This window comes from Pseudomonas sp. 1D4, assembly GCF_001728925.1.
Lineage (GTDB): Bacteria > Pseudomonadota > Gammaproteobacteria > Pseudomonadales > Pseudomonadaceae > Metapseudomonas > Metapseudomonas otitidis.
Window position 1 is genome coordinate 1 of sequence record NZ_LXJQ01000051.1, and the last position, 24,598, is coordinate 24,598.

At 68.8% G+C, this 24,598-nt stretch carries 28 protein-coding genes and 1 riboswitch; of the genes, 13 read left to right on the forward strand and 15 right to left on the reverse strand.

Features of this window, described 5'->3' with window-relative positions:
* Nucleotides 1-172 precede the first annotated feature (172 nt).
* Entirely contained in the window at nt 173-559 is a 387-nt protein-coding gene (locus tag A7D27_RS21610; protein ID WP_069561505.1) for a hypothetical protein, read from the forward strand.
* Between the two features lie 4 nt (nt 560-563).
* Here the strand turns inward: A7D27_RS21610 and A7D27_RS21615 are convergent, their stop codons facing one another.
* Nucleotides 564-1,469, reverse strand: coding sequence for a phosphatase PAP2 family protein (locus A7D27_RS21615; protein WP_069561506.1), 906 nt, complete (start codon nt 1,467-1,469; stop codon nt 564-566).
* Here A7D27_RS21615 and A7D27_RS27445 point away from each other — a divergent pair.
* From A7D27_RS27445 to dxs, 4 genes are all read left to right on the forward strand, one after another.
* A complete protein-coding gene (locus A7D27_RS27445; protein WP_240919558.1) occupies nt 1,468-1,725 on the forward strand; it encodes a hypothetical protein in 258 nt (85 codons plus the stop codon). The genes A7D27_RS21615 and A7D27_RS27445 overlap by 2 nt on opposite strands.
* Nucleotides 1,722-4,991: a carboxyl transferase domain-containing protein gene (locus A7D27_RS21620; protein ID WP_069566055.1), complete on the forward strand. Its 3,270-nt coding sequence runs from the start codon at nt 1,722-1,724 to the stop codon at nt 4,989-4,991. The genes A7D27_RS27445 and A7D27_RS21620 overlap by 4 nt, the downstream gene beginning before the upstream one ends.
* Nucleotides 4,992-5,281: 290 nt before the next feature.
* Entirely contained in the window at nt 5,282-5,818 is a 537-nt protein-coding gene (locus A7D27_RS21625) for a hypothetical protein (protein ID WP_240915809.1), read from the forward strand.
* 114 nt (nt 5,819-5,932) lie between these two features.
* On the forward strand, nt 5,933-7,855 hold the full coding sequence (gene dxs, locus A7D27_RS21630; protein WP_069561508.1) for a 1-deoxy-D-xylulose-5-phosphate synthase: 1,923 nt from the start codon (nt 5,933-5,935) through the stop codon (nt 7,853-7,855).
* Between the two features lie 228 nt (nt 7,856-8,083).
* Here dxs and A7D27_RS21635 read toward each other — a convergent pair whose 3' ends face one another.
* From A7D27_RS21635 to nrdR, 13 genes are all read right to left on the reverse strand, one after another.
* Nucleotides 8,084-8,890: a cobalamin-binding protein gene (locus A7D27_RS21635; RefSeq protein WP_083265731.1), complete on the reverse strand. Its 807-nt coding sequence runs from the start codon at nt 8,888-8,890 to the stop codon at nt 8,084-8,086.
* Complete coding sequence (locus tag A7D27_RS27450; protein WP_083265732.1) at nt 8,890-9,309, reverse strand: MFS transporter; 420 nt, start codon at nt 9,307-9,309, stop codon at nt 8,890-8,892. Before A7D27_RS27450 ends, A7D27_RS21635 begins: the two co-directional genes overlap by 1 nt.
* Complete coding sequence (gene ribA, locus A7D27_RS21640) at nt 9,306-9,920, reverse strand: GTP cyclohydrolase II (RefSeq protein ID WP_069561510.1); 615 nt, start codon at nt 9,918-9,920, stop codon at nt 9,306-9,308. The genes A7D27_RS27450 and ribA overlap by 4 nt, the downstream gene beginning before the upstream one ends.
* 120 nt (nt 9,921-10,040) lie before the next feature.
* Nucleotides 10,041-10,718, reverse strand: a complete 678-nt coding sequence (locus A7D27_RS21645; RefSeq protein WP_069561511.1) for a TIGR02281 family clan AA aspartic protease — start codon at nt 10,716-10,718, stop codon at nt 10,041-10,043.
* Nucleotides 10,705-11,460 (reverse strand): ABC transporter substrate-binding protein, encoded by a 756-nt coding sequence (locus tag A7D27_RS21650; protein WP_069561512.1) that lies wholly within the window; start codon nt 11,458-11,460, stop codon nt 10,705-10,707. Before A7D27_RS21650 ends, A7D27_RS21645 begins: the two co-directional genes overlap by 14 nt.
* A 19-nt stretch (nt 11,461-11,479) precedes the next feature.
* Nucleotides 11,480-11,995, reverse strand: coding sequence for a phosphatidylglycerophosphatase A (locus tag A7D27_RS21655; protein WP_069561513.1), 516 nt, complete (start codon nt 11,993-11,995; stop codon nt 11,480-11,482).
* Nucleotides 11,988-12,956 carry a thiamine-phosphate kinase gene (gene thiL, locus A7D27_RS21660; RefSeq protein ID WP_069561514.1) on the reverse strand — a complete coding sequence of 323 codons (969 nt, stop codon included), beginning with the start codon at nt 12,954-12,956 and terminating at the stop codon, nt 11,988-11,990. Before thiL ends, A7D27_RS21655 begins: the two co-directional genes overlap by 8 nt.
* A 12-nt stretch (nt 12,957-12,968) precedes the next feature.
* Entirely contained in the window at nt 12,969-13,457 is a 489-nt protein-coding gene (gene nusB, locus A7D27_RS21665) for a transcription antitermination factor NusB (protein WP_069561515.1), read from the reverse strand.
* A complete protein-coding gene (gene ribE / locus A7D27_RS21670) occupies nt 13,454-13,930 on the reverse strand; it encodes a 6,7-dimethyl-8-ribityllumazine synthase (RefSeq protein WP_069561516.1) in 477 nt (158 codons plus the stop codon). The genes nusB and ribE overlap by 4 nt, the downstream gene beginning before the upstream one ends.
* Nucleotides 13,931-13,992: 62 nt before the next feature.
* The gene (ribBA, locus tag A7D27_RS21675; protein WP_069566057.1) at nt 13,993-15,087 is read right to left on the reverse strand and encodes a bifunctional 3,4-dihydroxy-2-butanone-4-phosphate synthase/GTP cyclohydrolase II; all 1,095 of its coding nucleotides are present in this window, start codon (nt 15,085-15,087) and stop codon (nt 13,993-13,995) included.
* 25 nt (nt 15,088-15,112) lie between these two features.
* The gene (locus tag A7D27_RS21680) at nt 15,113-15,775 is read right to left on the reverse strand and encodes a riboflavin synthase (protein ID WP_069561518.1); all 663 of its coding nucleotides are present in this window, start codon (nt 15,773-15,775) and stop codon (nt 15,113-15,115) included.
* A gap of 183 nt (nt 15,776-15,958) precedes the next feature.
* Nucleotides 15,959-16,115: riboswitch (FMN riboswitch) on the reverse strand.
* An 85-nt stretch (nt 16,116-16,200) separates the two neighbouring features.
* Nucleotides 16,201-17,325 (reverse strand): bifunctional diaminohydroxyphosphoribosylaminopyrimidine deaminase/5-amino-6-(5-phosphoribosylamino)uracil reductase RibD, encoded by a 1,125-nt coding sequence (ribD, locus tag A7D27_RS21685; protein ID WP_069561519.1) that lies wholly within the window; start codon nt 17,323-17,325, stop codon nt 16,201-16,203.
* A gap of 3 nt (nt 17,326-17,328) precedes the next feature.
* On the reverse strand, nt 17,329-17,793 hold the full coding sequence (gene nrdR / locus A7D27_RS21690; protein ID WP_044402522.1) for a transcriptional regulator NrdR: 465 nt from the start codon (nt 17,791-17,793) through the stop codon (nt 17,329-17,331).
* A gap of 125 nt (nt 17,794-17,918) precedes the next feature.
* Between nrdR and A7D27_RS21695 the strand changes: the two genes are divergently transcribed.
* From A7D27_RS21695 to trxA, 3 genes are read left to right on the forward strand one after another with little or no spacing between them, the layout of a single operon-like run.
* Nucleotides 17,919-18,350 (forward strand): YbaY family lipoprotein, encoded by a 432-nt coding sequence (locus A7D27_RS21695; RefSeq protein ID WP_069561520.1) that lies wholly within the window; start codon nt 17,919-17,921, stop codon nt 18,348-18,350.
* Complete coding sequence (locus tag A7D27_RS21700) at nt 18,347-19,036, forward strand: methyltransferase (protein WP_069561521.1); 690 nt, start codon at nt 18,347-18,349, stop codon at nt 19,034-19,036. The genes A7D27_RS21695 and A7D27_RS21700 overlap by 4 nt, the downstream gene beginning before the upstream one ends.
* Before the next feature lie 37 nt (nt 19,037-19,073).
* A complete protein-coding gene (gene trxA, locus A7D27_RS21705; protein ID WP_069561522.1) occupies nt 19,074-19,943 on the forward strand; it encodes a thioredoxin in 870 nt (289 codons plus the stop codon).
* Nucleotides 19,944-19,994: 51 nt separating this feature from the next.
* Here trxA and A7D27_RS21710 read toward each other — a convergent pair whose 3' ends face one another.
* Complete coding sequence (locus tag A7D27_RS21710) at nt 19,995-20,348, reverse strand: hypothetical protein (RefSeq protein ID WP_069561523.1); 354 nt, start codon at nt 20,346-20,348, stop codon at nt 19,995-19,997.
* Between the two features lie 104 nt (nt 20,349-20,452).
* Between A7D27_RS21710 and A7D27_RS21715 the strand changes: the two genes are divergently transcribed.
* From A7D27_RS21715 to A7D27_RS21735, 5 genes are all read left to right on the forward strand, one after another.
* Nucleotides 20,453-21,052: a DUF2796 domain-containing protein gene (locus tag A7D27_RS21715; RefSeq protein ID WP_069561524.1), complete on the forward strand. Its 600-nt coding sequence runs from the start codon at nt 20,453-20,455 to the stop codon at nt 21,050-21,052.
* A 40-nt stretch (nt 21,053-21,092) separates the two neighbouring features.
* Nucleotides 21,093-21,800 (forward strand): ABC transporter ATP-binding protein, encoded by a 708-nt coding sequence (locus tag A7D27_RS21720; protein ID WP_069561525.1) that lies wholly within the window; start codon nt 21,093-21,095, stop codon nt 21,798-21,800.
* Nucleotide 21,801: 1 nt separating this feature from the next.
* Complete coding sequence (locus A7D27_RS21725; protein ID WP_069561526.1) at nt 21,802-23,064, forward strand: ABC transporter permease; 1,263 nt, start codon at nt 21,802-21,804, stop codon at nt 23,062-23,064.
* A 7-nt stretch (nt 23,065-23,071) separates the two neighbouring features.
* Entirely contained in the window at nt 23,072-23,593 is a 522-nt protein-coding gene (locus A7D27_RS21730) for a DUF3299 domain-containing protein (RefSeq protein ID WP_069561527.1), read from the forward strand.
* A 270-nt stretch (nt 23,594-23,863) separates the two neighbouring features.
* The gene (locus tag A7D27_RS21735; RefSeq protein ID WP_069561528.1) at nt 23,864-24,556 is read left to right on the forward strand and encodes an OmpW family protein; all 693 of its coding nucleotides are present in this window, start codon (nt 23,864-23,866) and stop codon (nt 24,554-24,556) included.
* The last annotated feature ends 42 nt before the right edge of the window (nt 24,557-24,598 follow it).

Here is a 24,598-nt window from a genome sequence, read left to right on the forward strand (position 1 = left end):
GTCTGCAATAACAGTCAGAAAGCAAGCAAAGTGACCGCAATCATTGCGAACTCCGGTAGCTCAAAAACAAATCACGAATGGCATAGGCATTTAACGCACAGGATTTACGGACACCTCCGAACCCTCTGGCTGCTAACGTCCCCGGACTCACAGCCAGCGCCGGGAGGCTCCCATGAAAGCGATATCCATCCAGGCCGTGCTCGACGGCATCCCCAAACCCCATCCCTTCGCGCCGGCCTGTGCCGAGCTGAAGCCGGTCGCGCCCTTCCAGCCGGGCCCGGCCAGCGTGCAGTTGGGCCACCTGGACGGCGAAGGCCCGTGGCAGCGCCACCCCGAGGGCGACGCGCTGCTGCAGGTGCTGGAAGGTGACGTGGCGATCAGCCTGCTGGCGGTGATCGGGCTGGTGCGCGAGCCCCTGCCGGCGGGCTCGCTCTATGTGGTCCCGCGCGGGCTCTGGTACCGCCTGGAGGCGAAAGCCGCGTCGCTCCTGGCGGTGCTGCCGGAGAAGGGCGAGAGCGAGCGCTCGGCCTACCCGCTGCGGGTGGAGCACAGCGCCTGAAGGCTCAGGCGGCGCGGGGCAGGGCGTCGGCCGGCGCCTCGTCCCGTGCCGGCACAGGGGCCAGCAGGCCCAGGCGCACCAGCACCCAGGGCGCCAGCACCGCAACGAAGGTGCCGATGGCCAGGCCACGGAAGGCCTGCCAGGCCGGGCCCTCCAGGTGCAGCGCCAGCCCGGTGTGCTTCAGCCCCCACTGCAGGCCGATGAAGGCCAGCGCGCCGAGCACCGCCGCCGTCACCCGCCGCCACAGCGGCACCGCCACACTGAAACCCACCCGCCGGTAGCCGATGATCACCACCAGCATCAGCCCCGCCAGCAGCGGTATGTAGCTCGGTGGCTCGCCGCGCCAGGTGAGCGCGAAGGCCGTAGCCACCGCCACCACCAGCGCCAGGTGAGCCAGCGCCGGGCCCTCGCGCCAGAAGCGCCAGCGCTTGGCCAGGGCGAACAGGCCGAGGGTCGCCAGGCCCAGGGCGCTGCCGCCGAGCAGGTCCTCGATGTCGTGGGCGCCCAGGTACAGGCGGCTGAACAGGATGCCCGCCACCAATACGCAGGCCAGGGCCCAGAACCACAGGCGGCGCACTTCCAGCGCCAGCCAGAACCACAGCACCACCGACAGTTGCGCGTGGCCGCTGGGCAGGCCGAAGCTCTCGCCCACCTCGTGGTCCATGCGCAGGGCGATATCCGGGCGCGGGTCCTGCCAGTAGTCCTTGAGCCAGGCGTTGAGCAGCGCGGTCACGGCCACCAGCACCAGCAGGCGAAAGAACACCGTGCGCTGCCAGGCCCAGTAGCCCAGCGGCAGGAAGAAGAGGATGAACTTCTCGTAGCCCAGCAGGGTGAAGAAGCGCATCAGCGGCGTCAGTGCGTCGCTGCGCAGGGGCAGCACCCAGTCCAGACTGTGCAACAGCTCGTTCATGGCGAGTCCTTTCAGGAAGAAGGCGCCTACTGATACGCGAGGACCTGCGAAGCGGCAAGCCTCCGCCGAGCTGGGCCAGCAGCCGGTGGCCTTCATCGTGCTCAAGCCGGGCGCTGAGGAGACGCCCGAAAGCCTGGTCGCCTGGTGCCAGGACGCCATGGCCGTCTACAAAGTACCGGAGGTGCGGCTGCTGCCAGCAATGCCGATGACCGCCACCGGGAAGATCAAGAAGAACGAACTGGAGCCCTTGCTGTGAACCGACCCTTCGCACGCCTGCTGATCGCCAACCGTGGCGAGATCGCCATCCGCATCGCCCGCGCCGCCGCCGAGCTGGGCATCGACAGCGTCGCCGTCTACGCCGAGGACGACCACGCCGCCCTGCACACCCGCAAGGCCGACCGCGCCGTGGCCCTCGCCGGCCAGGGCCCGGCGGCCTACCTGGATATCGCCCAACTGGTGGCCATCGCCCGCCGCGAGGGCTGCGACGCCCTGCACCCCGGCTACGGCTTCCTCAGCGAGAACGCCGAACTGGCGCGCCAGTGCGAGGCCGTCGGCATCCGCTTCGTCGGCCCGGCGCCCGAGGCTCTCGAGCTGTTCGGCGACAAGGCCCGCGCCCGCACCCTGGCCGAGCGCTGTGGCGTGCCCCTGGCCGCCGGCACCAACCGCCCCACCTCGCTGGAAGAGGCCCACGCCTTCCTCGCCAGCCACGGCCCGCTGATGCTCAAGGCCCTGGCCGGCGGCGGCGGGCGCGGCATGCGCCCGGTGCACCGGGCGGAGGAGCTGGACGAGGCCTACGCCCGCTGCCAGTCCGAGGCCCGCGCCGCCTTCGGCCGTGACGACCTCTATGTCGAGCGGCTGATCGAAGGCGCCCGGCACATCGAGGTGCAGGTGCTGGGCGACGGCGAGCGCGTCAGCCACCTGTGGGAACGTGACTGCAGCCTGCAACGGCGCCGGCAGAAACTGGTGGAGATCGCCCCGGCCGTCGACCTCGCCCCAGCCCTGCGCCAGGGGATGCTCGACGCCGCCCTGCGCCTGGCCGGCGAGACGGGCTACCGGGGCCTGGGCACCTTCGAGTTTCTGGTGGACCCGGCCCGGGGCGACTTCGTGTTCATGGAAGCCAACCCGCGCATCCAGGTGGAGCACACCATCACCGAGGCCATCACCGGCGTCGACCTGGTCCAGGCCCAGTTGCACCTGGCGGCCGGTGCCCGCCTGGAAGACCTCGGCCTGGACGAGCCGGTGGCCCCGCGCGGGGTCGCCGTGCAACTGCGGGTGAACCTGGAGACCCAGCTCGCCGACGGCAGCACACGCCCCGCCGGCGGCACCATCAGCGCCTACGAGCCACCCAGCGGCCCCGGCCTGCGGGTGGACGGCCACGGCTACGCCGGCTGCACCACCAACCCGCGTTACGACGCGCTGCTGGCCAAGCTGATCGTCCAGGCCGACGACCTGCCCGCCGCCCTGCGCCGGGCCTACCGCGCCCTCTGCGAGTTCCGCCTGGAGGGCGTGGCGAGCAACCTGCACCTGCTGCAGAACCTGCTGCGCCGCCCCGAACTGGCGGCGCCGGTGGACACCCGCTTCCTCGAACGCCACCTGCCCGAGCTGCTGGCGCCCCAGACCAGCGCCCACCCGCACCTGTTCGTCAGCAGCGCCGCCCCACAGGTCGAACAGGCCGGCGGCATCGACGCGCCGCCCGGCTGCCTGCCGCTGCTGGCCCCCAGCCAGGGTGTGCTGGTGAGCCTGGACGTGGCCGAAGGCGACAGCGTGGCCCTGGGCCAGCCGGTGGCGGTGCTGGAGGCGATGAAAATGGAGTTCGTGGTCAAGACCAGCCACAGCGGCCGCGTCCGCACCCTGGCGGTGCAGCCCGGCGACAGCCTGTTCGAAGGCGCGCCGCTGCTCTACCTGGAGCCTGCAGAGGTGGACGGCGAGGCGCTGGCCAGCGAGGAAAGCCTGGACCTGGCGCACATCCGCGCCGACCTCGCCGAAGTGCTCGAACGCCACGCCATCACCCGCGACGAACGCCGCCCCCAGGCGGTGGCCAAGCGCCGCAAGACCGGCCAGCGCACCACCCGCGAGAACCTCGACGACCTGCTCGACGCCGGCAGCTTCATCGAATACGGCGCCCTCGCCCTGGCCGCCCAGCGCCGGCGCCGCAGCCTGGAGGAGCTGATCGAGCAGAGCCCGGCCGACGGCCTGGTGGCCGGCATCGGCACGGTCAACGCCGACGCCTTCGGCGCCGAGGCCGCCCGCTGCATGACCATCGCCTACGACTACACGGTGTTCGCCGGCACCCAGGGGGTGATGAACCACAAGAAGACCGACCGCATGCTCGGCCTCGCCGAACAGTGGCGCCTGCCCCTGGTGCTGTTCGCCGAGGGCGGCGGCGGTCGGCCGGGGGACTCGGACTTCGTCGGTGTCGCCGGGCTGGACTGCCACACCTTCGTCGCCATGGCCCGGCTCTCCGGCCAGGTGCCGCTGGTGGGCGTCGTCTCCGGCCGCTGCTTTGCCGGCAACGCGGCCCTGCTGGGCTGCTGCGACGTGATCATCGCCACCCGCAACGCCAGCATCGGCATGGCTGGCCCGGCGATGATCGAGGGCGGTGGCCTCGGCCGCTACAACGCCGAGGAGGTCGGCCCGACCGCCGTGCAGGCGCCCAACGGGGTGATCGACATTCTGGTGGAGGACGAGGCCGCAGCGGTGGCCACCGCCAAGCGCTACCTGTCCTACTTCCAGGGGCGCCTGGCGGACTGGCGCTGCGCCGACCAGCGTGCGCTGCGCCATGCCATCCCGGAGAACCGCCTGCGGGTCTACGACATCCGCGCGCTGATCGAGACCCTGGCCGACGCGGACTCCGTACTGGAACTGCGCCGCGCCTTCGCGCCGGGGCTGATCACCGCCTTCATCCGCATCGAGGGACGCACCTTCGGGCTGATCGCCAACAACCCCGCCCACCTCGGCGGCGCCATCGACGCCCAGGCCGGCGACAAGGCCGCGCGCTTCATGCAGCTGTGCAACGCCTTCGGCTTGCCGCTGCTGTCGCTGTGCGATACCCCCGGCTTCATGGTCGGCCCGGAGTCGGAGAAGCAGGCCACGGTGCGCCACGTCTCGCGCATGTTCGTCGCCGCTGCGGCGCTGGAGGTGCCGGTGTTCACCGTGGTGCTGCGCAAGGGCTACGGCCTGGGCGCCCAGGCCATGGCCGCCGGCAGCTTCCATTCGCCGCTGTTCACCGTCGCCTGGCCCAGCGGCGAGTTCGGCGCCATGGGGCTGGAAGGCGCGGTGCGCCTGGGCTACGCCAAAGAGCTGGCGGCCGTGGAGGATGCTGGGGAGCGCGAGCGGCTGTTCCGCAGGATGGTCGACAAGGCCTACCAGAACGGCACGGCGATCAACATGGCCAGCTTCCTGGAGATCGACGCCGTCATCGACCCGGAGCAGACCCGCGCCTGGCTCCTGCGCGGCCTCAACGCCACCGTGCCCTCTTCCGCACCGGAAGGCGGCAGGCGATCGTTCGTGGACACCTGGTAGGCCGCCTTCGCGAGCAGAGCGCGATCCTACAGAGGCCCTGCCGCAGGAATGAGCCCTGCTCGCGAAGCAACCCAGGTATCGAGCAGGCCCCGGGCTGAAGCCCGGGCTACGGAGCCGAGCGGGAGCGAAACGCCTGTGCCGGGCCTGATCGCGGCTGAATTGGGCCGGCAGTGGCACGGGGTGGCCGTTCCGGCTCGCGGAAATTTCCCAAGCGTCGCTGCCGGTCTTGTTGCCGGGGAGGCAGGCGCCTAGCGTCGGCGGGTCATTGCACGACTAGAAGGAGCCTCCCTGTGCGCCACCCGATCCTCTGCTCGGCCCTGCTGATCCTGCCCCTCACCGCTGCCCTGCCATGCCTGGCGGAAGAGCCGGCGGCCGGCAACTCCCTCAAGGAATCGACCAAGGCGGCGGTTTCCTCGGCCATTTCAGCGGGCAAGCACCTGCTGGGTGGCGTGTCCGAGGGCATCACCGAAGGCCGGATCAATACCGAAGGCATCGATGGTGCGGCCGTGGTCGCCGACTACGAGCAACTGACCCAGGTGGGCAGCGTCGAGCTGCTCAGGATGGAGCCGCGTGGCAGCGGCCTGGCGGTCACCCTGGGGTTCCGCAACCGCACCGCGAAACCGCTGCGGATCATCAACCTGCTGGACGGCGGCAGCCTGATTGCCATCGATGCGGACGGCTACTCCAGCCCACTTGCCGCCGGCAACAACCCGGACGAGCTGACCGTTCCCGCCAACGTCGGTGTGCGCCAGGTCTTCCACTTCGAGGCCTCCAGCGAGTCACCCCACCTCATCCGGCTCTGGGGCCATGACCTGAAACCGAAATGACCTGTCATCGGATGCCCGACGCGGCGAGGCCGGGCATCCGACACCATGTCTTGGGCAGGCAAAGCGGCATCAGGTAAACTGCCGCATCTTTTTGCACCCATAACGATTAGCCTGATGCCCACGACGTTCCATGAGATTCCCCGCGAGCGCCCGCTCACGCCCCTGCTCGACCGCGCGGAGACGCCGGACGCGCTGCGTCGGCTGGGCGAGGCCGAGCTGGAAACCCTGGCCGACGAACTGCGCCAGTACCTGCTCTACACCGTCGGCCGGACCGGCGGGCACTTCGGCGCGGGGCTGGGGGTGGTCGAACTGACCATCGCCCTGCACTACGTCTACGACACGCCCGACGACCGGCTGGTCTGGGACGTGGGCCACCAGGCCTACCCCCACAAGATCCTCACCGGTCGCCGCGAGCGCATGGGCACGCTGCGCCAGAAGGACGGCATCGCCGCCTTCCCGCGTCGCTCGGAGAGCGAGTACGACACCTTCGGCGTCGGCCACTCCAGCACCTCCATCAGCGCGGCCCTGGGTATGGCCATCGCCGCCCGCATGCAGGGCTCGGGGCGCAAATCCATCGCCGTGATCGGCGACGGCGCGCTCACCGCCGGCATGGCCTTCGAGGCGCTGAACCATGCCTCGGACGTGCAGGCCGACATGCTGGTGATCCTCAACGACAACGACATGTCGATCTCCCACAACGTCGGCGGGCTGTCCAACTACCTGGCCAAGATCCTCTCCAGCCGCACCTACGCGAGCATGCGCGAGGGCAGCAAGAAGGTGCTCTCGCGCCTGCCCGGCGCCTGGGAGATCGCCCGCCGCACCGAGGAATACGCCAAGGGCATGCTGGTTCCCGGCACGCTGTTCGAGGAGCTGGGCTGGAACTACATCGGCCCCATCGACGGCCACGACCTGCCCACCCTGGTGGCCACCCTGCGCAACATGCGTGACCTCAAGGGCCCGCAGTTCCTCCATGTGGTGACCAAGAAGGGCAAGGGCTTCGCCCCGGCCGAGGTCGACCCTATCGGCTACCACGCCATCACCAAGCTGGAGCCGCTGGATGCCCCGGCGGCGCCGAAGAAGCCGTCGGGGCCGAAATACTCCAACGTCTTCGGCCAGTGGCTGTGCGACATGGCCGCCCAGGACCCGCGCCTGGTGGGCATCACCCCGGCGATGAAGGAAGGCTCGGACCTGGTGGCCTTCGCCGAGCGCTTCCCGGAGCGCTATTTCGACGTCGCCATCGCCGAGCAGCACGCCGTGACCCTGGCGGCCGGCATGGCCTGCGACGGCGTGAAGCCGGTGGTGGCGATCTACTCCACCTTCCTCCAGCGCGCCTATGACCAACTGGTCCATGACGTGGCGGTGCAGAACCTCGACGTGCTGTTCGCCATCGACCGCGCCGGCCTGGTGGGCGAAGACGGCCCGACCCACGCCGGCAGCTTCGACCTGTCCTACCTGCGCTGCATCCCCGGCATGCTGGTGATGACCCCGAGCGATGAGAACGAACTGCGCCTGCTGCTGACCACCGGTTACCACTTCCAGGGCCCGGCGGCGGTGCGCTACCCCCGTGGCAGCGGCCCCAACGCGGTCATCGAGCCAGAACTGGCGCCAGTGCCGATCGGCCAGGCAGTGGTTCGCCGCCGTGGCAGCGGCGTCGCCCTGCTGGCCTTCGGCGTGCAACTGGCCGAAGCCCTGCAGGTGGGCGAGCGCCTGGACGCCACGGTGGTGGACATGCGCTTCGTCAAACCCCTGGACGAAGCGCTGCTGCGGGAGCTGGCCGGCAGCCACGGGCTGCTGGTGACCATTGAAGAGAACAGCGTGATGGGCGGCGCCGGTGCTGCCGTCAGCGAGTTCCTCGCCCACGAGAACCTGCAGGTGCCGGTGCTGCACCTGGGCCTGCCGGACTATTACGTGGAACACGCCAAGCCGGCGCAGATGCTGGCCGAGTGCGGCCTGGACGAGGCGGGCATCGAAGCCGCCGTGCGCCAGCGCCTGGCTTTGCTGGAGCCGCAGGCGCCTTCGAAGGCTGCCGGGCTGTAACCCGGGACTCGGCTGCGCCGCTGTGGCGCAGCCGGGCCGGTGATTCACCTCTGGCGGAACAGCCCTTCGCCCCCTTTCCTGTCGCCGCCGCCCCTCCTCAACCGCCTACGGATTTCTGGGCCGCATTCTTCCGGCCATTCCTGCTGGTTCAGGGTGCCTCCGACCTGCGACTGCCAGGTGCCGATGGGGCGCAACCGGGTGGGGCTTCGCGGTTTTAACAAGAGAGCGCTAGCGTGCCTGAGCCAGGCGTTCGCACAGCGCGCGGGTGGCCCCGAGCATCTGGAAACTGGGGCGTTCCAGGCCCCGGTCGGGCACCGCCCAGACCTGCCCAGCGGCCACTGCCGGCAATTGCGGCCAAGCCTGCCAGACGGCGGCCTGGGCCGGCTCGCTGACCAGGATGACGCGGGGCTGGCGCTGCAGTACGGCCTCGATGCCGACCTGGGGCGCCGGCAGGTCGAGGTCGGCGAACAGGTTGCGCGCGCCGCACAGGGCCAGAGCGTCGCTGACGATCTGTCGGCCACCCAGGGTGTACAGCGGGTGATCCCAGACCTGGTAGAACACCGGCAGCGGCGGCTCGCGGCGGTAGCGCTGGCGCAGCTCGGCCAGCCCGTCTCGGAAGCGCCGGGCCAGGGCCTGGCCTTCGGCGCCATGACCGACCCGGGGGCCGATCTGTTCGAAGACGTCCGCCAGCTCGTCCAGCCGACGCGGTTCGATCACCAGCAAGGGGATGCCGAGCTGCTCCAGGCGCTGCTGCATGGGTGCGCCGACGCTGTCGGGCCAGAGCAGGATGAGGTCGGGCGCCAGGGCCACCACGCGCTCAAGCTGCACCTGGCCGTAGTGGCCGACGCTGGGCAGCGCGGTCAGGGCCGCCGGGCGCTCGCCGCCGTCGAGCACGCCCACCAGGCGGTCCTCGGCATGCAGTTCGAGCATGATTTCGCTGAGGGAGGGGGCCAGGCTGACCACCCGCCGTGCGCCGTCATCGGCCAGCGCCGGCAGCACCAGGCCCAGCAGCAGGAGGCCGAGCAGGTGGCGCATCAGGCCAGTTGGCGGGGAATGCGGTAGAGCGACAGCACCACGGCGCTGCTCAGGGCCAGCAGCACCAGGGCCACGGCATTGAGTCCGGCGAACACGGCGACGGCACCCACCCAGGCGGGCAGGCCGGCGCCCAGCAGGGCGATGCGGCGCACCCGGCGCAGTTCGATCCAGGCTTCGCGCTCGTGGTCGCCGTCCAGTGCCTTTTCGGTGGCGATGAGTGCGCGCTTGTAACCCCGGAACAGCGGCAGGCTGATGAACATGGAGAACAGCGCGGCGACGAACAGGGGCATCTCGAGGGCCGGGAACACCGGGTCACCGGAGCCGAACAGCAGGTTGACCAGGAACAGCGGGCCCAGGGCGGCGCCCAGATGCGCCCACCATTCGAGTGCCAGCAGACGGCGAACCTGGCTGCGGGTCATAGCTCGACTTCGCCCTGGTGCAGGCTGCCCAGCATGTGGCCGAGCTTGCCGGCCTTGGTGGCCAGGTACTTCTTGTTGTGCGGGTTGAGGCCGGTCTGCAGCGGCACGCGTTCGGCGACGCGGATGCCGAAGCCTTCCAGGGCCTTCACCTTGCGCGGGTTGTTGGTCATCAGCTTGATGCTGCTGATGCCCAGGTGTTCGAGCATCGGCAGGCAGAAGGCGTACTCACGCTGGTCGGCGCCGAAGCCCAGCCGTTCGTTGGCCTCGACGGTGTCGGCGCCGCCGTCCTGCAGCTCGTAGGCGCGGATCTTGTTCAACAGGCCGATACCACGGCCTTCCTGGCGCAGGTACAGCAGCACGCCACGGCCGGCTTCGGCGATGGCGCGCAGGGCGGCCTCAAGCTGGAAGCCGCAGTCGCAACGCAGGCTGAACAGGGCATCGCCGGTCAGGCACTCGGAGTGCAGGCGCCCCAGCACGGGCTGGCCGTCGGCGATATCACCCATGGTCAGGGCGACGTGTTCCTTGCCGCTTTCCTCGTCTAGGAAGCCGTGCATGGTGAACAGGCCAAAGGGCGTGGGCAGTTGGGAGGCGGCGACGAAAACGACGGACACCACGGTTCTCCTGGGTTTGCGAAAGGCCGGCATTGTATCAGCAGCGTCTGCCGGCCCGTCAGACTGAATAGTTGGGGATAAGGATCGAAAGGCTTGGCCGGTCGGCTCCGCTCGGAAGCCCTAGAACTTGGACTCCAGGCGCAGCACGCCCTGGTCCTCGCGCCAGCGCACCTGGTTGAGGAAGCTCATGCCCAGCAGCACGTCCACCGGGGCATCGCCCTCCACCACCGCGCCTTCGACGCCGAGCACTTCCAGCGGGCCGATCTTGACCCGGTCAAAGCGCACCCGCCAGGCACGCACGTTGCCGCCGGCGGTACTGGCGGTCATCGGTTTACCCTCGACGCGGTAGTCGAGGCCGAGCATGCGCGCCTGGTTCTCGTTCATCGCCACGCTGGTGGCACCGGTGTCCACCATGAACTGCACGGGGTGACCGTTGATGGCGCCAGCCACCATGTAGTGCCCGTTGTTGCTCCGGGCGATGCTCATCTGCGCCTTGCGCGGCGCGGGCGCGGCGGCGCCGGCACTGCTCGGGGGCGGGGCGGCACTGTTGTATTCGCGACTGAGGGCATAGGGCCGCTCGACGCCGTCGATGCGCAGGACGGCGCCCTTGCTGTCGGCACTGACCACCTGCACGCCGCCGGGGCCGGTCTGGCCGACCCGCACCAGCTTGCGCTGGCCGTCGACGCTGATCACCGCCGCATTGGGGAACAGCCCCACCACCTGCACCACGGGCTCGGCCCAGGCGCTGGTACAGGCCATCAACAACAGGCCAAGGCAGGACAGCTCAACGCGACGCATGGGGTTTCTCCGGTGGGTCGAAGGGGTAGGGTTGCTTCCAGCGGGCGTAGAACGGGCGCAGTTCGCCGCTCGCCACCAGACGCTCCATGCGCTCGTCGAACAAGGCAGCGAACTCGCGGCCGCGTTCGTTGGCTGCGAAACCGACGTAGAGCCGCAGCGAGGTCAGGAAAGTGGCCTGGTAGCGCTCCGGATGAGCCGTCTGGGCGAGCAGCCCGTTGATCTCGGTGCGGGCATCGATGTAGTAGTCCACATGCCCGAGATCGAGCATGGAGAGGATACCGCTGCTGCGCTGGATTTCTTCGAAGTGCTTCAGGTTTGGCAGGTACTGCTGGTAGTCGTAGCCGCGAATCCACACCAGGCGATAGTGACCGAGGGTCTCTAGGCTGGGGACCGGTGCACCGGCCTTGCCAAGGGCACTGATCTGGTCGGCGTCGTAGTGCCAGCGGGGGTAGACGGCACCGGCGACTTCGTCGCGGTAGGCGCCCATCCAGGCATCGGCCTCGTGACGCTGCACCAGCCCCACCGAACGGGTGTAGGGCTCGTTACGGATCTTCAGCCGTACACCCACCGGTTCGTAGACCGCGCGCAGGATGTCCCAGCCAAGGCCGCTGCCGTCGGCATTGGTGTGGCCGGCCCAGACCTCCGAGGCGATGACGATCTCGGGCGCTGCGGCAGAACCTTCGGTTGCCCAGGCAGAGGAAGCCAGCAGTAGAGAAAACACACCGAGGAACCTGCGGAGCATCGTACCGTCTCCCTTCAAATCAGACGCTTGTCAGACCAACGCCCCATACGATCAGGTGCATGGCCAGCCAGGCGAAGACGCCGGCCAGCACATCATCGAGCATGATGCCAACGCCGCCATGCACGTGGCGATCGATCCAGCGGATCGGCCAGGGCTTGAGGATATCCATGACCCTGAACACCACGAAGCCTAGCAGCAGCCAGTGCCAACCCTCGGGCACCAGCCAGAGGGTGATCCACATGCCGACCATCTCGTCCCAGACGATGCCTTCGTGATCGTGCACACGCAGGTCGTCGGCAACCTTGCCGCACAGCCAGAAGCCGAACAGCATGGTCAGTCCGAGCATCAGCCAGTAGCCCCAGTCGGGCAGCATCTGCCACAGCGGGATGAACGGCAGGGCCACCAGCGAGCCCCAGGTACCGGGCGCCTTGGGCAATGTGCCGGAACCGAAGCCGAAGGCGAGGAAGTGCCAGGGGTTGCGCCAGACCGAGTGCGGAACCGGCTGAGCCGGCGCTTGTTGCGGATGATCAGTCACCGTGACTCCCGAAATGTAGATAACCCTGGGCCGGCAGCGGTCGCGCGCAGCCGTCGGCATCCAACAGGTGGACACCTTGGCCGGCTTCGACACGGCCGATCACGGCCAGTGCCGGCCAGGCGGCCTGCACGGCGTCGAGCTGGTGCGGCGGCAGGGTGAACGCCAGGCGGTAGTCGTCACCGCCGGACAGGGCCAGGCCCAGGGCCTGGTCGTGGGGGTAGAGCGCTTGCAGGGCCGGGGACAGCGGGACGCGCCCAGCCTCCAGCCACAGGGCGACGCCGGAAGCGGCGGCGATGTGCCCGCAGTCGGCCAACAGGCCATCGGACACGTCCAGCGCGGCGCTGGCCCGGCCACGCAGGGCCAGCCCGAGAGCGAACTGCGGCGGCGGTGCCCAGAAATGATCCACCAGGGCACGCGCCTCGGGGCCGTCGTCCGACCGCTGGCCGAGCACCAGCGGCAGGGCGCCGCCGGCATCGCCCAGGCTGCCACTCACGCAGAGCAGGTCCCCGGGACGGGCACCGGAGCGCCGCAGCGCGGCGCCAGCCGGCAGGCGTCCGAATACGGTGAGGGTCAGGCTCAAGGGGCCACGGGTAGTGTCGCCGCCCACCAGAGCCAGGCCGCAACGGCGGGCCATGGCGTCGAGGCCGGCAGCCAGGCCTTGCAGCCAGTCGGCGTCGGCAACGGGAAGGGTCAGGGCCAGGGTGAAGCCCAGGGGCGCGGCGCCCATGGCGGCCAGGTCGCTGGCGGACACGGCGAGGGCTCGCTGGCCCAGCCGGAAGGGATCGCACACCAAGGGAAAGTGGACGCCGGCCACCAGGGTGTCGGTGGACACGGCCAACTGCTCGCCCGGTGAGGGCTGCAGCAAGGCGCAGTCGTCGCCGATACCGAGGGCAATGCCTTCGCCACCCGCCGCACAGGCGGCGGAGGCGAAGTAGCGACGGATCAGCTCGAACTCACCCATCGGTGGCGGGGCTCAGCGCTTGCCGCCACGAACCTCGGCAGCACGCAGCCGGGGCGCCAGCTTGTCGAGGACGCCGTTGACGAACTTGTGCCCGTCGGTGGCACCGAAGACCTTGGCCAGCTCGATGCCTTCGTTGATGACCACGCGGTACGGCACGTCGACGCGGTTCATCAGCTCGTAGGTGGAGAGGCGCAGGATGGCCAGCTCGACCGGATCGACCTCTTCCAGGGGGCGATCCAGGCAGGGCAGGAAGGCCTCGTCGATCTCGGTCTTCTGGCGCGGTACGCCATGGAGGATCTCGTGGAAGTAGGCACCGTCCACCTGGCTGAAATCGTTGTCGACGCGGAACTGCGCCTCGATCTCGTTCAGGGGTTGCCCGGCGATGTGCCAGGAGTAGAGCGCCTGCATGGCCAGACTGCGGGCCTGGCGACGCGTGGCGATCTTGCCCTTGGCGGGCTTCTTCGGCGCCTCGGGGGCGTCGTTGTCACGGTTGAAACTCACTTGGCCTCCAAGGCCGCCAGCAGGCTGACCATTTCGAGGGCGGAGAGTGCGGCTTCGGCGCCTTTGTTGCCGGCCTTGGTGCCGGAACGCTCGATGGCCTGCTCGATGGAGTCGACGGTCAGGACGCCGAAGGCGACCGGTACGCCGAACTCCATGGACACCTGGGCCAGGCCCTTGGTGCACTCACCGGCGACGTATTCGAAGTGCGGGGTGCCGCCACGAATGACCGCGCCCAGGGCGATGATGGCGGCGAAATCGCCACGCTGAGCGACCTTCTGGGTGACCAGGGGGATCTCGAAGGCACCGGGGGCACGAATGATGGTGATGTCGTCCTCGGCCACGCCATGGCGGACCAGGGCGTCTACGGCGCCACTTACCAGACTTTCCACGACAAAGCTGTTGAAACGGCCGACCACCAGGGCATAGCGGCCTTTGGGGGCGATGAAAGTACCTTCGATGGTCTTTAGGGGCATGGGCGGGTTCTCGTCAATTAAAGAGCGAAGGCCCCGGCCGTTCACGGCCAGGGCCCTTCGGGTCATTCAGCGGGCAGGTATTCTACAACTTCCAGGTCGAAACCGGATATCGCGTTGAACTTCATCGGCGAACTCATCAGGCGCATCTTGCGTACCCCGAGGTCCCGGAGAATCTGCGAACCGGCACCGACGGTGCTGTAGGTGGAGGGCGTGGTGATCTTGGCCTCGGTGCCCAACTGGCGCTCCAGGTGGGCCAGCAGTTGCGGGCCGGTCAGCGGGTTGCCCAGCAGCAGCACCACGCCGCTGCCGGAGGTGGCCACTTCCTTCATCGCCGCACGCAGGCTCCAGCGGCCGGGCTGGTTGACCATGAACAGGTCGCGCAGCGGGTCCATGTTGTGCACGCGCACCAGGGTCGGTTCGTCCGGGCTGATCTCGCCCAGGGTAAGCGCCATGTGCACGTCGCCTTCCACGGCATCGCGGTAGGTCACCAGATTGAAGTGCCCCAGCTCGCTGTCCAGCGGCTGTTCGGCGATGCGCTCGACGGTGCGCTCGTGGATCAGGCGGTAGTGGATGAGGTCGGCGATGGTGCCGATCCTGATCCCGTGCTCGGCGGCGAACGCCTCCAGTTCGGGGCGACGGGCCATGGTGCCGTCGTCGTTCATGATCTCGCAGATCACCCCGGACGCCTCGAAGCCGGCCATGCGTGCCAGGTCGCAGGCCGCCTCGGTGTGACCGGCACGGGCCAGCACGCCGCCGGGCTGAGCCATCAGCGGGAAGATGTGGCCGGGGCTTACGATGTCCTCGGCCTTGGCGCCCTTGGCGGCGGCCACCTGCACGGTGCGCGCACGGTCGGCGGCGGAGATGCCGGTGGTGACGCCTTCGGCCGCCTCGATGGAGACGGTGAACTTGGTGCCGAAGCCGGAGCCGTTGCGCGGCGCCATCAGCGGCAGCTTGAGCAGCTCGCAGCGCTCGCGGGTCATCGGCATGCAGATCAGGCCACGGGCGAAGCGCGCCATGAAGTTGATGTGCTCGGCCTGCACGCACTCGGAGGCCATGATCAGGTCGCCTTCGTTCTCACGGTCCTCGTCATCCATGAGGATGACCATCTTGCCCTGGCGGATGTCTTCGATCAGTTCGTCAACGGTATTGAGAGCCATGGGCCCTCCTTATGAGCTTATGAATTCAGCGGTTGAGGTAGCCGTGTTCGGCAAGGAAACCTTCGGTGATGCCGGACGCCTGGGGCTCGGCGGCCTTGTCGCCCAGCAGCAGGCGCTCCAGATAACGGGCCAGCAGGTCCACTTCCAGGTTCACCCGGCGTCCGGGCCGGTAATCCACCATGATGGTTTCCGCCAGGGTGTGCGGAACGATGGTCAACTCGAACTCGGCGCCATTGACCGCGTTTACCGTCAGGCTGGTGCCGTCGACGGTGATCGATCCCTTCAGGGCGATGTACTTGGCCAGTTCACGCGGCGCGCGGACCCTGAATTGGACGGCACGGGCATTGTCTTCCCGAGCGATCACTTCTCCGATGCCATCGACGTGGCCGCTGACCAGGTGGCCGCCGAGGCGGCTGGTGGGGGTGAGGGCCTTTTCCAGGTTCACCGGGCTACCCGGTTTGAGGTCGTCGAAGGCGGTGCGCGCCAGGGTTTCACGGCTGACGTCGGCCCAGAAGCCGTTGCCAGGCAGTTCCACGGCGGTGAGGCAGACACCGTTGACGGCGATGCTGTCGCCGAGCTTGACGTCGCCCAGGTCCAGCTTGCCGGTCTCCACCAGGACCCGGACGTCACCGCCCTTGGGGGTGATGGCGCGAAGGGTGCCGATGGCTTCGATTATGCCGGTGAACATGGTGCCTCCCGAGTCTTGGAGCGGCCGCCATCGGCAGCCTGGGCGAGGACCGGCACGCGAACGGCCTGGGCCGCGCGGTTCGGTCGAAGGGGGTTGAGCATGTCGATCTCCTGTTCGGTGAGAAACAGGGCTCTGGATCGAATGGGACTTCGCGGACGCGCGAACGCGCACCCAGGCGGGCAATCCCGTTCTCTCTTCATCCGGACTGTGACCGTCGGCCCCGGGATCACACCGGGTCTGCTGACCTTCCCCTCGCCATGGCGACCGGGAAGCGCTCGCGGGCTATGCGCGTGGCGCAATTACCGCCGGTGGGGACTTCCACCCCGCCCTGAGAACGTTCCGGCCTTCCGTTCCAGAAGGCCGAGCGCGTTTTTAACACAGGGCGCGGCCCGCTCCAAGCCGGTCGTCTCGATGGAAATGATCAGCTATCGAGCCGCCGAGGGTAGCGGCACGGCAATGATCCGCCAGTCGTCACCGACGGCGCGCACTTCGGTGATCTTCAACTGCGGCGCCTCGGCCATCCGCGCCAGGGGCCAGTCCAGCAGGGGACGGGCGCTGGAGCCGAGCAGGCGACCGGCCATGAAGATCTGGAACTCATCCACCAGGCCCGCCCGGGCGAAGGCACCAGCCAGGCGCGGCCCAGCCTCCACCAGCACTTCGTTGGCACCGCGCGAGCCCAGCTCCAGCAGCAAGCGACGCAGGTCGACATGGCCGTTGCTGCTCGGCACTGCCAGCAGTTCGTGGCCTTCTTCCTGGAAGCGATCCCGCGCCGAGGCCACCGCGCAGGTGGCCACCAGGGCCTTGCCGACCTGGTAGAAGGGCGCGGAAAGCGGCACCCGCAGACGGCCGTCCACCAGCACCCGCTGCGGCGGGCGGGTCAAAGCCAGGGCGGTCAGTTCGGCGTTCAGGCCCAGTTCGTCGGGGCGCACGGTCAGGCGGGCGCCGTCGGTGAGCACGGTGTCGGCACCGGTCAGCACCACACTGGCCCGCGCCCGCAGGCGCTGCACGGCGGCACGGGCGGCCGGGCCGGTGATCCACTGGCTTTCACCACTGGCCATGGCGGTGCGGCCGTCCAGGCTCATGGCGAGCTTGACGCAGACGAAGGGCAACCCGATCTCCATGCGCTTGATGAAGCCGGCATTGAGTGCCCGCGCCTCGCTCTCCAGCACCCCGGACTGCACGGCGATGCCGGCGTCCATCAGGCGCAGCAGGCCACGGCCGGCCACCTGGGGGTTGGGGTCCTGCATGGCGGCGACTACCCGGGCAATACCGGCATTCACCAGCGCATCGGCACAGGGCGGGGTCCGCCCGTGGTGGCTGCACGGTTCCAGGGTCACGTAGGCCGTGGCCCCCCTGGCGCGCTCGCCGGCCTGGCGCAGGGCATGCACCTCGGCGTGGGGCTCGCCGGCGCGGGCGTGCCAGCCTTCGCCGACCACCTGGCCGTCACGGACGATCACGCAGCCGACGCGGGGATTGGGGTGGGTCGAATAGAGGCCCTTGCGGGCCAGTTCCAGCGCACGGGCCATGAAGGCCTGGTCGGATGCGGTCATGCCTTAGTCTTTGGAAGGCTCACGGGCCAGCCGCTCGATTTCCTCGCGGAACTCGTTGAGGTCCTGGAAGCGGCGATAGACCGAAGCGAAGCGGATGTAGGCCACCTCGTCGAGCTTCTGCAGCTCGACCATCACCAGCTCGCCCAGCACCCGCGACTTCACCTCGCGCTCGCCGGTGGCGCGCAGCTTGTGCTTGATGTGGGCGATGGCCTCCTCGAGACGCTCGATGCTCACCGGGCGCTTCTCCAGCGCCCGTTGCATGCCGGCGCGGAGCTTGTCCTCGTCGAAGGGCTGGCGGCTGCCGTCCTGCTTGATCAGGCGTGGCATCACCAGTTCGGCGGTCTCGAAGGTGGTGAAGCGCTCCTCACAGGCCAGGCACTCGCGGCGACGGCGGACCTGATCGCCTTCCGCGACCAGTCGCGAGTCGATCACCTTGGTGTCATGGGCGCCGCAGAAGGGACAGTGCATGGCGGGGAGGGGCTATGGCGGAAATGAAGGCCACATGGTAGCGCATCTCCCTGGCAAGACAAGCAACCGAGGTTTGAGCTATAAGGCCGCGCACACCGCCTGTACCCCCTTGGCCAGGAGTCATGATGCGTCCGCTCTACATCCTTTCCCTCGCCGCCCTGCTGGCCGCCTGCGCCGGCGAGCCGCCCGCCGAACCCACACCCGCGAAACCGCTCGCCAAGCCCGCCGCCGAGCAGCCGTTGCCCGCCCACATGCGCGCGCTGGACGGCCAGTTGCTGGGGGCCCCGGCCGGCAGCAACGTGGAGCTGGCCTTGCTGGCGGTGGACAGCCGCGACCGCCCGCTGCGCCTGCTCGGCAGCCTCCGCCTCGACGGCACCGGCACTGCCCTGCCCTTCCGCCTGATCTTCAATCCCGAGGCTTTCCCCCGGGACCTGCGGGTGGAGCTGCGCGCCCGGGTCAGCCAGTCCGGCCAACTGATCCAGCGCCTCGCCCCACGGCGCATCCCGGCAGCGGAAAGCCAGTCCCTGGGCACCTTGCAACTGGAGGCCGCACCATGACGCCGCCCTCGACGCTGCAGGCACCGCTCGCCCAACTGCTGGGCGATGCCCACCTGCGCGCCGAAACGCTGCCGGGCACCGACCTGCGCCTTTGGCTGATCGATCCCGACAACATGGACCGCGCCTTCGACGCCGACGAGACCCGGCGCATCCTCGAAGAGCCGCCCTACTGGTGCTTCTGCTGGGCCAGCGGCCTGGCTCTGGCACGCTGGTTCGCCGAGCAGCCCCACTGGGTCGCCGGCAAGCGCGTGCTGGACTTCGGCGCCGGCTCCGGCGTAGCGGCCATCGCCGCCGCCAAGGCCGGCGCGGCGGAAGTGGTGGCCTGCGACCTCGACCCGCTGGCCCTGGAGGCCTGCCGCGCCAATGCCGAACTGAACGGCGTGACGCTCGGCTACAGCGCCGACTTCTTCGCCGAGGCCGACCGCTTCGACCTGGTGGTGGTGGCCGACGTGCTCTACGACCGCGCCAACCTGCCGCTGCTGGACCACTTCCTCAGCCGGGGCCGCGAAGCACTGGTGGCCGACTCCCGCGTGCGCGACTTCGCCCACCCGCACTACAGCCGCCTGACCATGCTGGAGGCCTGCACCTGGCCGGACCTGGCCGAACCCGAGCAGTTCCGCCATGTGAGCCTGTACCACGCCGCTCGCCACCCACCCGGTAGGCGCGCAGCGTTAGCGGCCGTATGATTCGCCCACTCTCTTCCCTGCGCTTACGGAATCCACGATGAGCGACACGCCCTACATCTTCGACGCCACCGCCCTCGACTTCGACCAGTCGGTGATCCAGAACTCCTTCCACAAACCCGTGCTGGTGGATTTCTGGGCCGAGTGGTGCGCCCCCTGCAAAGCCCTCATGCCGCTGCTGGCACAGATCGCCGAGTCCTACCGGGGCGAGCTGCTGCTGGCCAAGGTCAACTGCGACGTCGAGCAGGACATCGTCATGCGCTTCGGCATCCGCAGCCTGCCCACCGTGGTGCTGTTCAAGGACGGCCAGCCGGTGGACGGCTTCGCCGGTGCCCAGCCGGAATCCCAGATCCGCGCCATGCTCGCCCCCCACGTCGCCGAACCGGCACCGGAAGCCGCCGACCCGATGGAAGCGGCCCAGGCCCTGTTCGACGACGGCCGCATCGGTGATGCCGAGGCCGTGCTCAAGCAACTGCTGGGCGAAGACAACGGCAACGCCCCGGCGCTGATCCTCTACGCCCGCTGCCTCGCCGAGCGCGGCGAGTTGGGTGAAGCCCAACTGGTACTGGATGCGGTCAAGGGCGACGAGCACAAGCAGGCCCTGGCCGGCGCCCGCGCCCAACTGGCCTTCCTGCGCCAGGTGAACGACCTGCCCGAGGCCGCCGCCCTGAAGAGCCGCCTGGCCCAGGACGCGAGCGACGACGAAGCCAGCTACCAACTGGCCATCCACCAGTTGGCCCGCCAGCAGTACGAACCGGCCCTGGACGCCCTGCTGCGCCTGTTCGTGCGCAACCGCAACTATGGCGAAGGCCTGCCCCACAAGACCCTGCTGCAGGTGTTCGACCTGCTGGGCAACGACCACCCGCTGGTCACCACCTACCGCCGCAAGCTGTACCAGGCAATCTACTGATCGCCCTGCCAGGCAGCCCGTTGCCGGGGCTGCCTGGCCATCTCACAGGTCTCAGCCCTTCCAGACATACACCGGCGCGTCTGCCCCGGTTTCCAGTTGCACCTGCTCGCAATGGCGCAGGCGCACCAGCAGGCGCTTGCCGGCTGCCGCACTGCCCGCCAGGGCCTCCAGATCCGCCAGCAGGCGCGGCCCTTCCAGGCGTCCGGCCTCGCGCAGCAGCCCCAGGGCTGCCTCCCAGCGCGGGTCCGCCTGGCGAGAGGGGACGGGCACAGGCGGCGCAACCGGCTCGCGCGACGCTGCCGGGGCACCGTGCAATTGAGCACCCAGGCGCTGCCAGTCCTCCTCGTCCATTTCCACCGTCAGGTCCACCGGCCAATCACCGATCCGTCCGCGAATGCGCAGCATGCAAGGCTCCTCGATAAACAACGCGCCATGCTCTCACGCCTCTGGAAGCCAGCCCACACTTGTTATAACGTAACAGCGCTTTTCACTTGCATCTGGAGACTCCCATGCGCCGCCTGCTGCTCGCCCTGCCCTTCGCACTGCTCCCCCTGGCTTTCTCCGTCCAGGCCCATGAACACGACCACGACCACGAAGGCCACGGCAGCCTGGGTGCCCATGAGCACGGCGTGGCTCGCCTCAACGCTGCCCTGGACGGCAGCACCCTGGAGCTGGAACTGGAAAGCCCGGCCATGAACCTGGTGGGCTTCGAACACGAGGCCCGCAGCGACGCCGACAAGGCTGCCGTGGCCAAGGCCCGCGCCGAGCTGGAGAAGCCACTGGCCCTGTTCGCCCTCCCCGAGGCCGCCGGCTGCAAGGTGTCCGAGCAGAAGCTGGAAAGCCCGCTGTTCGGCAACGCCCCGGAAAAGGCCCACGAACACGAACATGAGCACAAGCACGAGGACGGCGACAAGCATGACCACGAGCACAGCGAGATCCATGCGCATTACCACCTGGAATGCGCAACGCCGGCCAAGCTGACCGGGCTGGACCTCAAGGGCCTGTTCACACGCTTCCCCGCCACCCAGAAAATTCAGGTACAACTGATCGGCCCGATGGGCCAACAGGGCGCCGAACTGACCCCCGCGGCCTCCTCCCTGAGCTTCTGATCCCCCGATGAGCCGGCCGGGGCAACCCGGCCGTCCGTACATGAGCCAGACACTGATCGAAATCACCGACCTGGGATTCGCCTGGCCCGGCCAGGCCGAGTTGCTGGACATCCCCGCCTTCACCCTCAACAGCGGTGAAACCCTCTTCCTCAAAGGCCCCAGCGGCAGCGGCAAGACCACCCTGCTGGGCCTGCTGGGCGGTGTCCAGGCGCCCGGGCGCGGGCACGTCCGCCTGCTCGGCCAGGACCTCGGCGCCCTCTCCTCCGCGGCCCGCGACCGCTACCGCGTGGACCACACCGGCTACATCTTCCAGCAGTTCAACCTGCTGCCGTTCCTCTCGGTGCGCGAGAACGTCGAGCTGCCCTGCCGCTTCTCCCGCCTGCGCGCCCAGCGTGCCAGCCAACGCCACGGCAGCGTGTCGGCCGCCGCCGTGACCCTGCTCGGCCACCTCGGCCTCGGCGAGGCCCTGCTGGAGCGCCGCGCCGACGCCCTGTCGATCGGCCAGCAGCAGCGTGTCGCCGCTGCCCGCGCGCTGATCGGCCAGCCGGAGCTGCTGATCGCCGACGAGCCCACCTCGGCCCTGGACGCCGATGCCCGCGAAAGCTTCCTGCGCCTGCTCTTCGACGAATGCCGCGACGCCGGCACCAGCCTGCTCTTCGTCAGCCATGACCAGAGCCTGGCCCCCCTCTTCGACCGCAGCCTCTCGCTGCTGGACCTGAACCGCGCCGCCCGCCCGCTGGAGGCCTGAGATGCACCTGCTACGCCTGGCCCTGGCGAGCCTCGCCAACCGCCGCTTCACCGCCCTGCTCACGGTCTTCGCCATTGCCCTCTCGGTCTGCCTGCTGCTGGCGGTGGAGCGGGTGCGCACCGAAGCCCGCGCCAGCTTCGCCAGCACCATCAGCGGCACCGACCTGATCGTCGGCGCCCGCTCCGGTTCGGTGAACCTGCTGCTCTACTCGGTGTTCCGCATCGGCAACGCCACCAACAACATCCGCTGGGAGAGCTTCGAATCCATCGCCCAGGACAAGCGGGTGAAATGGGCCATCCCGATCTCCCTCGGCGACTCCCACAAGGGCTACCGGGTGATGGGCACCAGCGAGGCCTACTTCGAGCACTACCGCTACGGCCGCGCCCAGCCGCTGAAGCTGGCCGAGGGCAAACCCTTCGCCGACCTGTTCGACGTGGTGCTCGGCGCCGAGGTGGCCGAGGCCCTGAAGTACAAGCTGGGCGACCACATCGTGCTGGCCCACGGTGTCAGCACCGTCAGCCTGGTGCAGCACGACGACAAGCCGTTCACCGTGGTCGGCATCCTCGAACGCACCGGCACCCCGGTGGACCGCACCCTGCACATCTCCCTGGCGGGCATGGAGGCGCTGCACGTGGACTGGCAGAACGGCGTACCCGCGCGCGGTGCCGGCAAAGTCAGTGCCGAGCAGGCCCGCACCATGGACCTGCAGCCCAAGGCCATCACCGCCTTCCTGCTGGGGCTCAACAGCAAGATCGCCACCTTCGCCCTGCAGCGGCAGATCAACGAATACCGGGGCGAGCCGCTGCTGGCAGTGCTCCCCGGCGTCGCCCTGCAGGAGCTGTGGAGCCTGATGGGCACGGCCGAGAAGGCACTGTTCGTGGTCTCGCTGTTCGTGGTGCTCACCGGGCTGATCGGCATGCTCACCGCCATCCTCACCAGCCTCAACGAACGCCGCCGGGAAATGGCCATCCTCCGCTCCGTGGGCGCGCGCCCCTGGCACATCGGCAGCCTGCTGGTGCTGGAGGCCTTCGCCCTGGCCGTGGCCGGTGCGGTACTCGGGCTCGGCCTGCTGTACCTCGGCATCGCCCTCAGCCAGGGCTATGTACAGGCCAACTACGGCCTCTACCTGCCCCTGGCGCTGCCCTCCAACTATGAGTGGACGCTGCTGGGCGGTATCCTGGCCGCCGCCCTGCTGATGGGCAGCGTGCCGGCCTGGCGCGCCTATCGGCAGTCCCTGGCCGACGGCCTCTCCATCCGCCTGTGAGCTGCGAATGAAACGTGCCCTGCTGACCCTGCCGGCCCTCCTGCTGCTGGCCACCACCGCCCTCTGGGCGGGGGATGTGCGTGAACTGACCTGGTCGGAGATGATCCCCGCCGACGCCCCACCGCCCCCACCACCGACGCCGATCCACGATCTGTCGCAACTGGCCGACTCCCTGGCCAGCGAGTCCGGCCCGGCGGCCACCCAGCAGTCCCCGGCCGCCCCGGTGGTCAAGGAGTTGGACGGCCAGGAGGTGAAGCTGCCCGGCTACATCGTCCCGCTGGACGTCACCGAGGAAGGCCGCGTGACCGAGTTCCTGCTGGTGCCCTACTTCGGCGCCTGCATCCACGTCCCGCCGCCGCCGTCCAACCAGATCGTCCACGTCACCACCGAGCTGGGCGTGCTGATGGATGCCCTCTACCAGCCGTTCTGGATCGAAGGCCCGCTGCAGGTGAAATCCTCCACCAGCGAACTGGCCGAGGCCGGCTACCAGATGGAAGCGAGCAAGATCTATCCCTACGAATCCCGATGAAAACCAGGGGCCGCCGGCAGGCCGTTGAAGAACGAAGCGAGGCCGCCGGTGCAAGGTGAAAACAGCCCAAAAAACGCAATTTGCGTGGAAAGAACGAGCATTTTTGCGGGTGGCTTCAGCACCACTGCAGCAGCGCAGCCAGTCCTTCAAGGGCCTGATAGCAAGCCTGCTAACGAATCCGCATCGGCATTGAGCTAGATCAAGACGCACGGGGGGCCGGTTCCCTGAAACTGCGCCACAGCCAACACAGCTCAAGACCTGGAGCCCCCAATGAAAAAGTCGTTCCTCGCTGCCTCTCTTCTCGCACTGGCCGTGGCTGCCCCCATGGCCCAGGCTCACCAGGCCGGTGACATCCTGATCCGTGCCGGCGCCATCACCGTCAACCCGGAAGCCGATTCCTCCAGCGTCAAGGTGGACCGCGGCGGCCTGGCCGGCACCGACCTGGGTGGCAAGGCCACCATGAGCAGCGACACCCAGCTCGGCCTGAACTTCGCCTACATGCTGACCGACAACCTGGCCGTCGAACTGCTGGCAGCCACCCCGTTCGAGCACGACGTGAAGATCAAGGGCACCGCCCTCGACGCGGCCAACGGCAAGCTGGGTACCCTGAAGCACCTGCCACCGACCCTGAGCCTGGTGTACTACCCGCTGGATCCGAAGTCCGCCTTCCAGCCCTACCTGGGTGGTGGCATCAACTACACCTGGATCTTCGATGAGCACGTGGGCAGCCAGGCAAGCGCCGCCGGCTTCGACAACCTCAACGTGAAGAACTCCTGGGGTCTGGCCTGGCAGGTGGGTGCCGACTACATGCTGACCGACAACGTCATGCTGAACGCCCAGGTCCGCTACATCGACATCGACACCCGCGCCTACGTGGACAACACCGCCCTGGGCGTGCGTGCCAAGGTCAACGTCGACGTCGACCCGTGGGTCTACATGGTCGGCCTGGGCTACAAGTTCTAAGCCCTGCTGTACGGAACAAAGGCGCCTTCGGGCGCCTTTGTC

What these genes read in the sequence shown, in the direction of transcription:
- A7D27_RS21610 (WP_069561505.1), top strand. Translation starts at nt 173, where the DNA reads ATGAAAGCGATATCCATCCAGGCCGTGCTCGACGGCATCCCCAAACCC.
- A7D27_RS27445 (WP_240919558.1), top strand. Translation starts at nt 1,468, where the DNA reads ATGGCGAGTCCTTTCAGGAAGAAGGCGCCTACTGATACGCGAGGACCT.
- A7D27_RS21615 (WP_069561506.1), bottom strand. Translation starts at nt 1,469, where the DNA reads ATGAACGAGCTGTTGCACAGTCTGGACTGGGTGCTGCCCCTGCGCAGC.
- dxs (WP_069561508.1), top strand. Translation starts at nt 5,933, where the DNA reads ATGCCCACGACGTTCCATGAGATTCCCCGCGAGCGCCCGCTCACGCCC.
- A7D27_RS21635 (WP_083265731.1), bottom strand. Translation starts at nt 8,890, where the DNA reads ATGCGCCACCTGCTCGGCCTCCTGCTGCTGGGCCTGGTGCTGCCGGCG.
- A7D27_RS27450 (WP_083265732.1), bottom strand. Translation starts at nt 9,309, where the DNA reads ATGACCCGCAGCCAGGTTCGCCGTCTGCTGGCACTCGAATGGTGGGCG.
- A7D27_RS21645 (WP_069561511.1), bottom strand. Translation starts at nt 10,718, where the DNA reads ATGCGTCGCGTTGAGCTGTCCTGCCTTGGCCTGTTGTTGATGGCCTGT.
- A7D27_RS21650 (WP_069561512.1), bottom strand. Translation starts at nt 11,460, where the DNA reads ATGCTCCGCAGGTTCCTCGGTGTGTTTTCTCTACTGCTGGCTTCCTCT.
- thiL (WP_069561514.1), bottom strand. Translation starts at nt 12,956, where the DNA reads ATGGGTGAGTTCGAGCTGATCCGTCGCTACTTCGCCTCCGCCGCCTGT.
- ribE (WP_069561516.1), bottom strand. Translation starts at nt 13,930, where the DNA reads ATGCCCCTAAAGACCATCGAAGGTACTTTCATCGCCCCCAAAGGCCGC.
- ribBA (WP_069566057.1), bottom strand. Translation starts at nt 15,087, where the DNA reads ATGGCTCTCAATACCGTTGACGAACTGATCGAAGACATCCGCCAGGGC.
- A7D27_RS21680 (WP_069561518.1), bottom strand. Translation starts at nt 15,775, where the DNA reads ATGTTCACCGGCATAATCGAAGCCATCGGCACCCTTCGCGCCATCACC.
- ribD (WP_069561519.1), bottom strand. Translation starts at nt 17,325, where the DNA reads ATGACCGCATCCGACCAGGCCTTCATGGCCCGTGCGCTGGAACTGGCC.
- nrdR (WP_044402522.1), bottom strand. Translation starts at nt 17,793, where the DNA reads ATGCACTGTCCCTTCTGCGGCGCCCATGACACCAAGGTGATCGACTCG.
- A7D27_RS21695 (WP_069561520.1), top strand. Translation starts at nt 17,919, where the DNA reads ATGCGTCCGCTCTACATCCTTTCCCTCGCCGCCCTGCTGGCCGCCTGC.
- A7D27_RS21700 (WP_069561521.1), top strand. Translation starts at nt 18,347, where the DNA reads ATGACGCCGCCCTCGACGCTGCAGGCACCGCTCGCCCAACTGCTGGGC.
- trxA (WP_069561522.1), top strand. Translation starts at nt 19,074, where the DNA reads ATGAGCGACACGCCCTACATCTTCGACGCCACCGCCCTCGACTTCGAC.
- A7D27_RS21710 (WP_069561523.1), bottom strand. Translation starts at nt 20,348, where the DNA reads ATGCTGCGCATTCGCGGACGGATCGGTGATTGGCCGGTGGACCTGACG.
- A7D27_RS21715 (WP_069561524.1), top strand. Translation starts at nt 20,453, where the DNA reads ATGCGCCGCCTGCTGCTCGCCCTGCCCTTCGCACTGCTCCCCCTGGCT.
- A7D27_RS21720 (WP_069561525.1), top strand. Translation starts at nt 21,093, where the DNA reads ATGAGCCAGACACTGATCGAAATCACCGACCTGGGATTCGCCTGGCCC.
- A7D27_RS21725 (WP_069561526.1), top strand. Translation starts at nt 21,802, where the DNA reads ATGCACCTGCTACGCCTGGCCCTGGCGAGCCTCGCCAACCGCCGCTTC.
- A7D27_RS21730 (WP_069561527.1), top strand. Translation starts at nt 23,072, where the DNA reads ATGAAACGTGCCCTGCTGACCCTGCCGGCCCTCCTGCTGCTGGCCACC.
- A7D27_RS21735 (WP_069561528.1), top strand. Translation starts at nt 23,864, where the DNA reads ATGAAAAAGTCGTTCCTCGCTGCCTCTCTTCTCGCACTGGCCGTGGCT.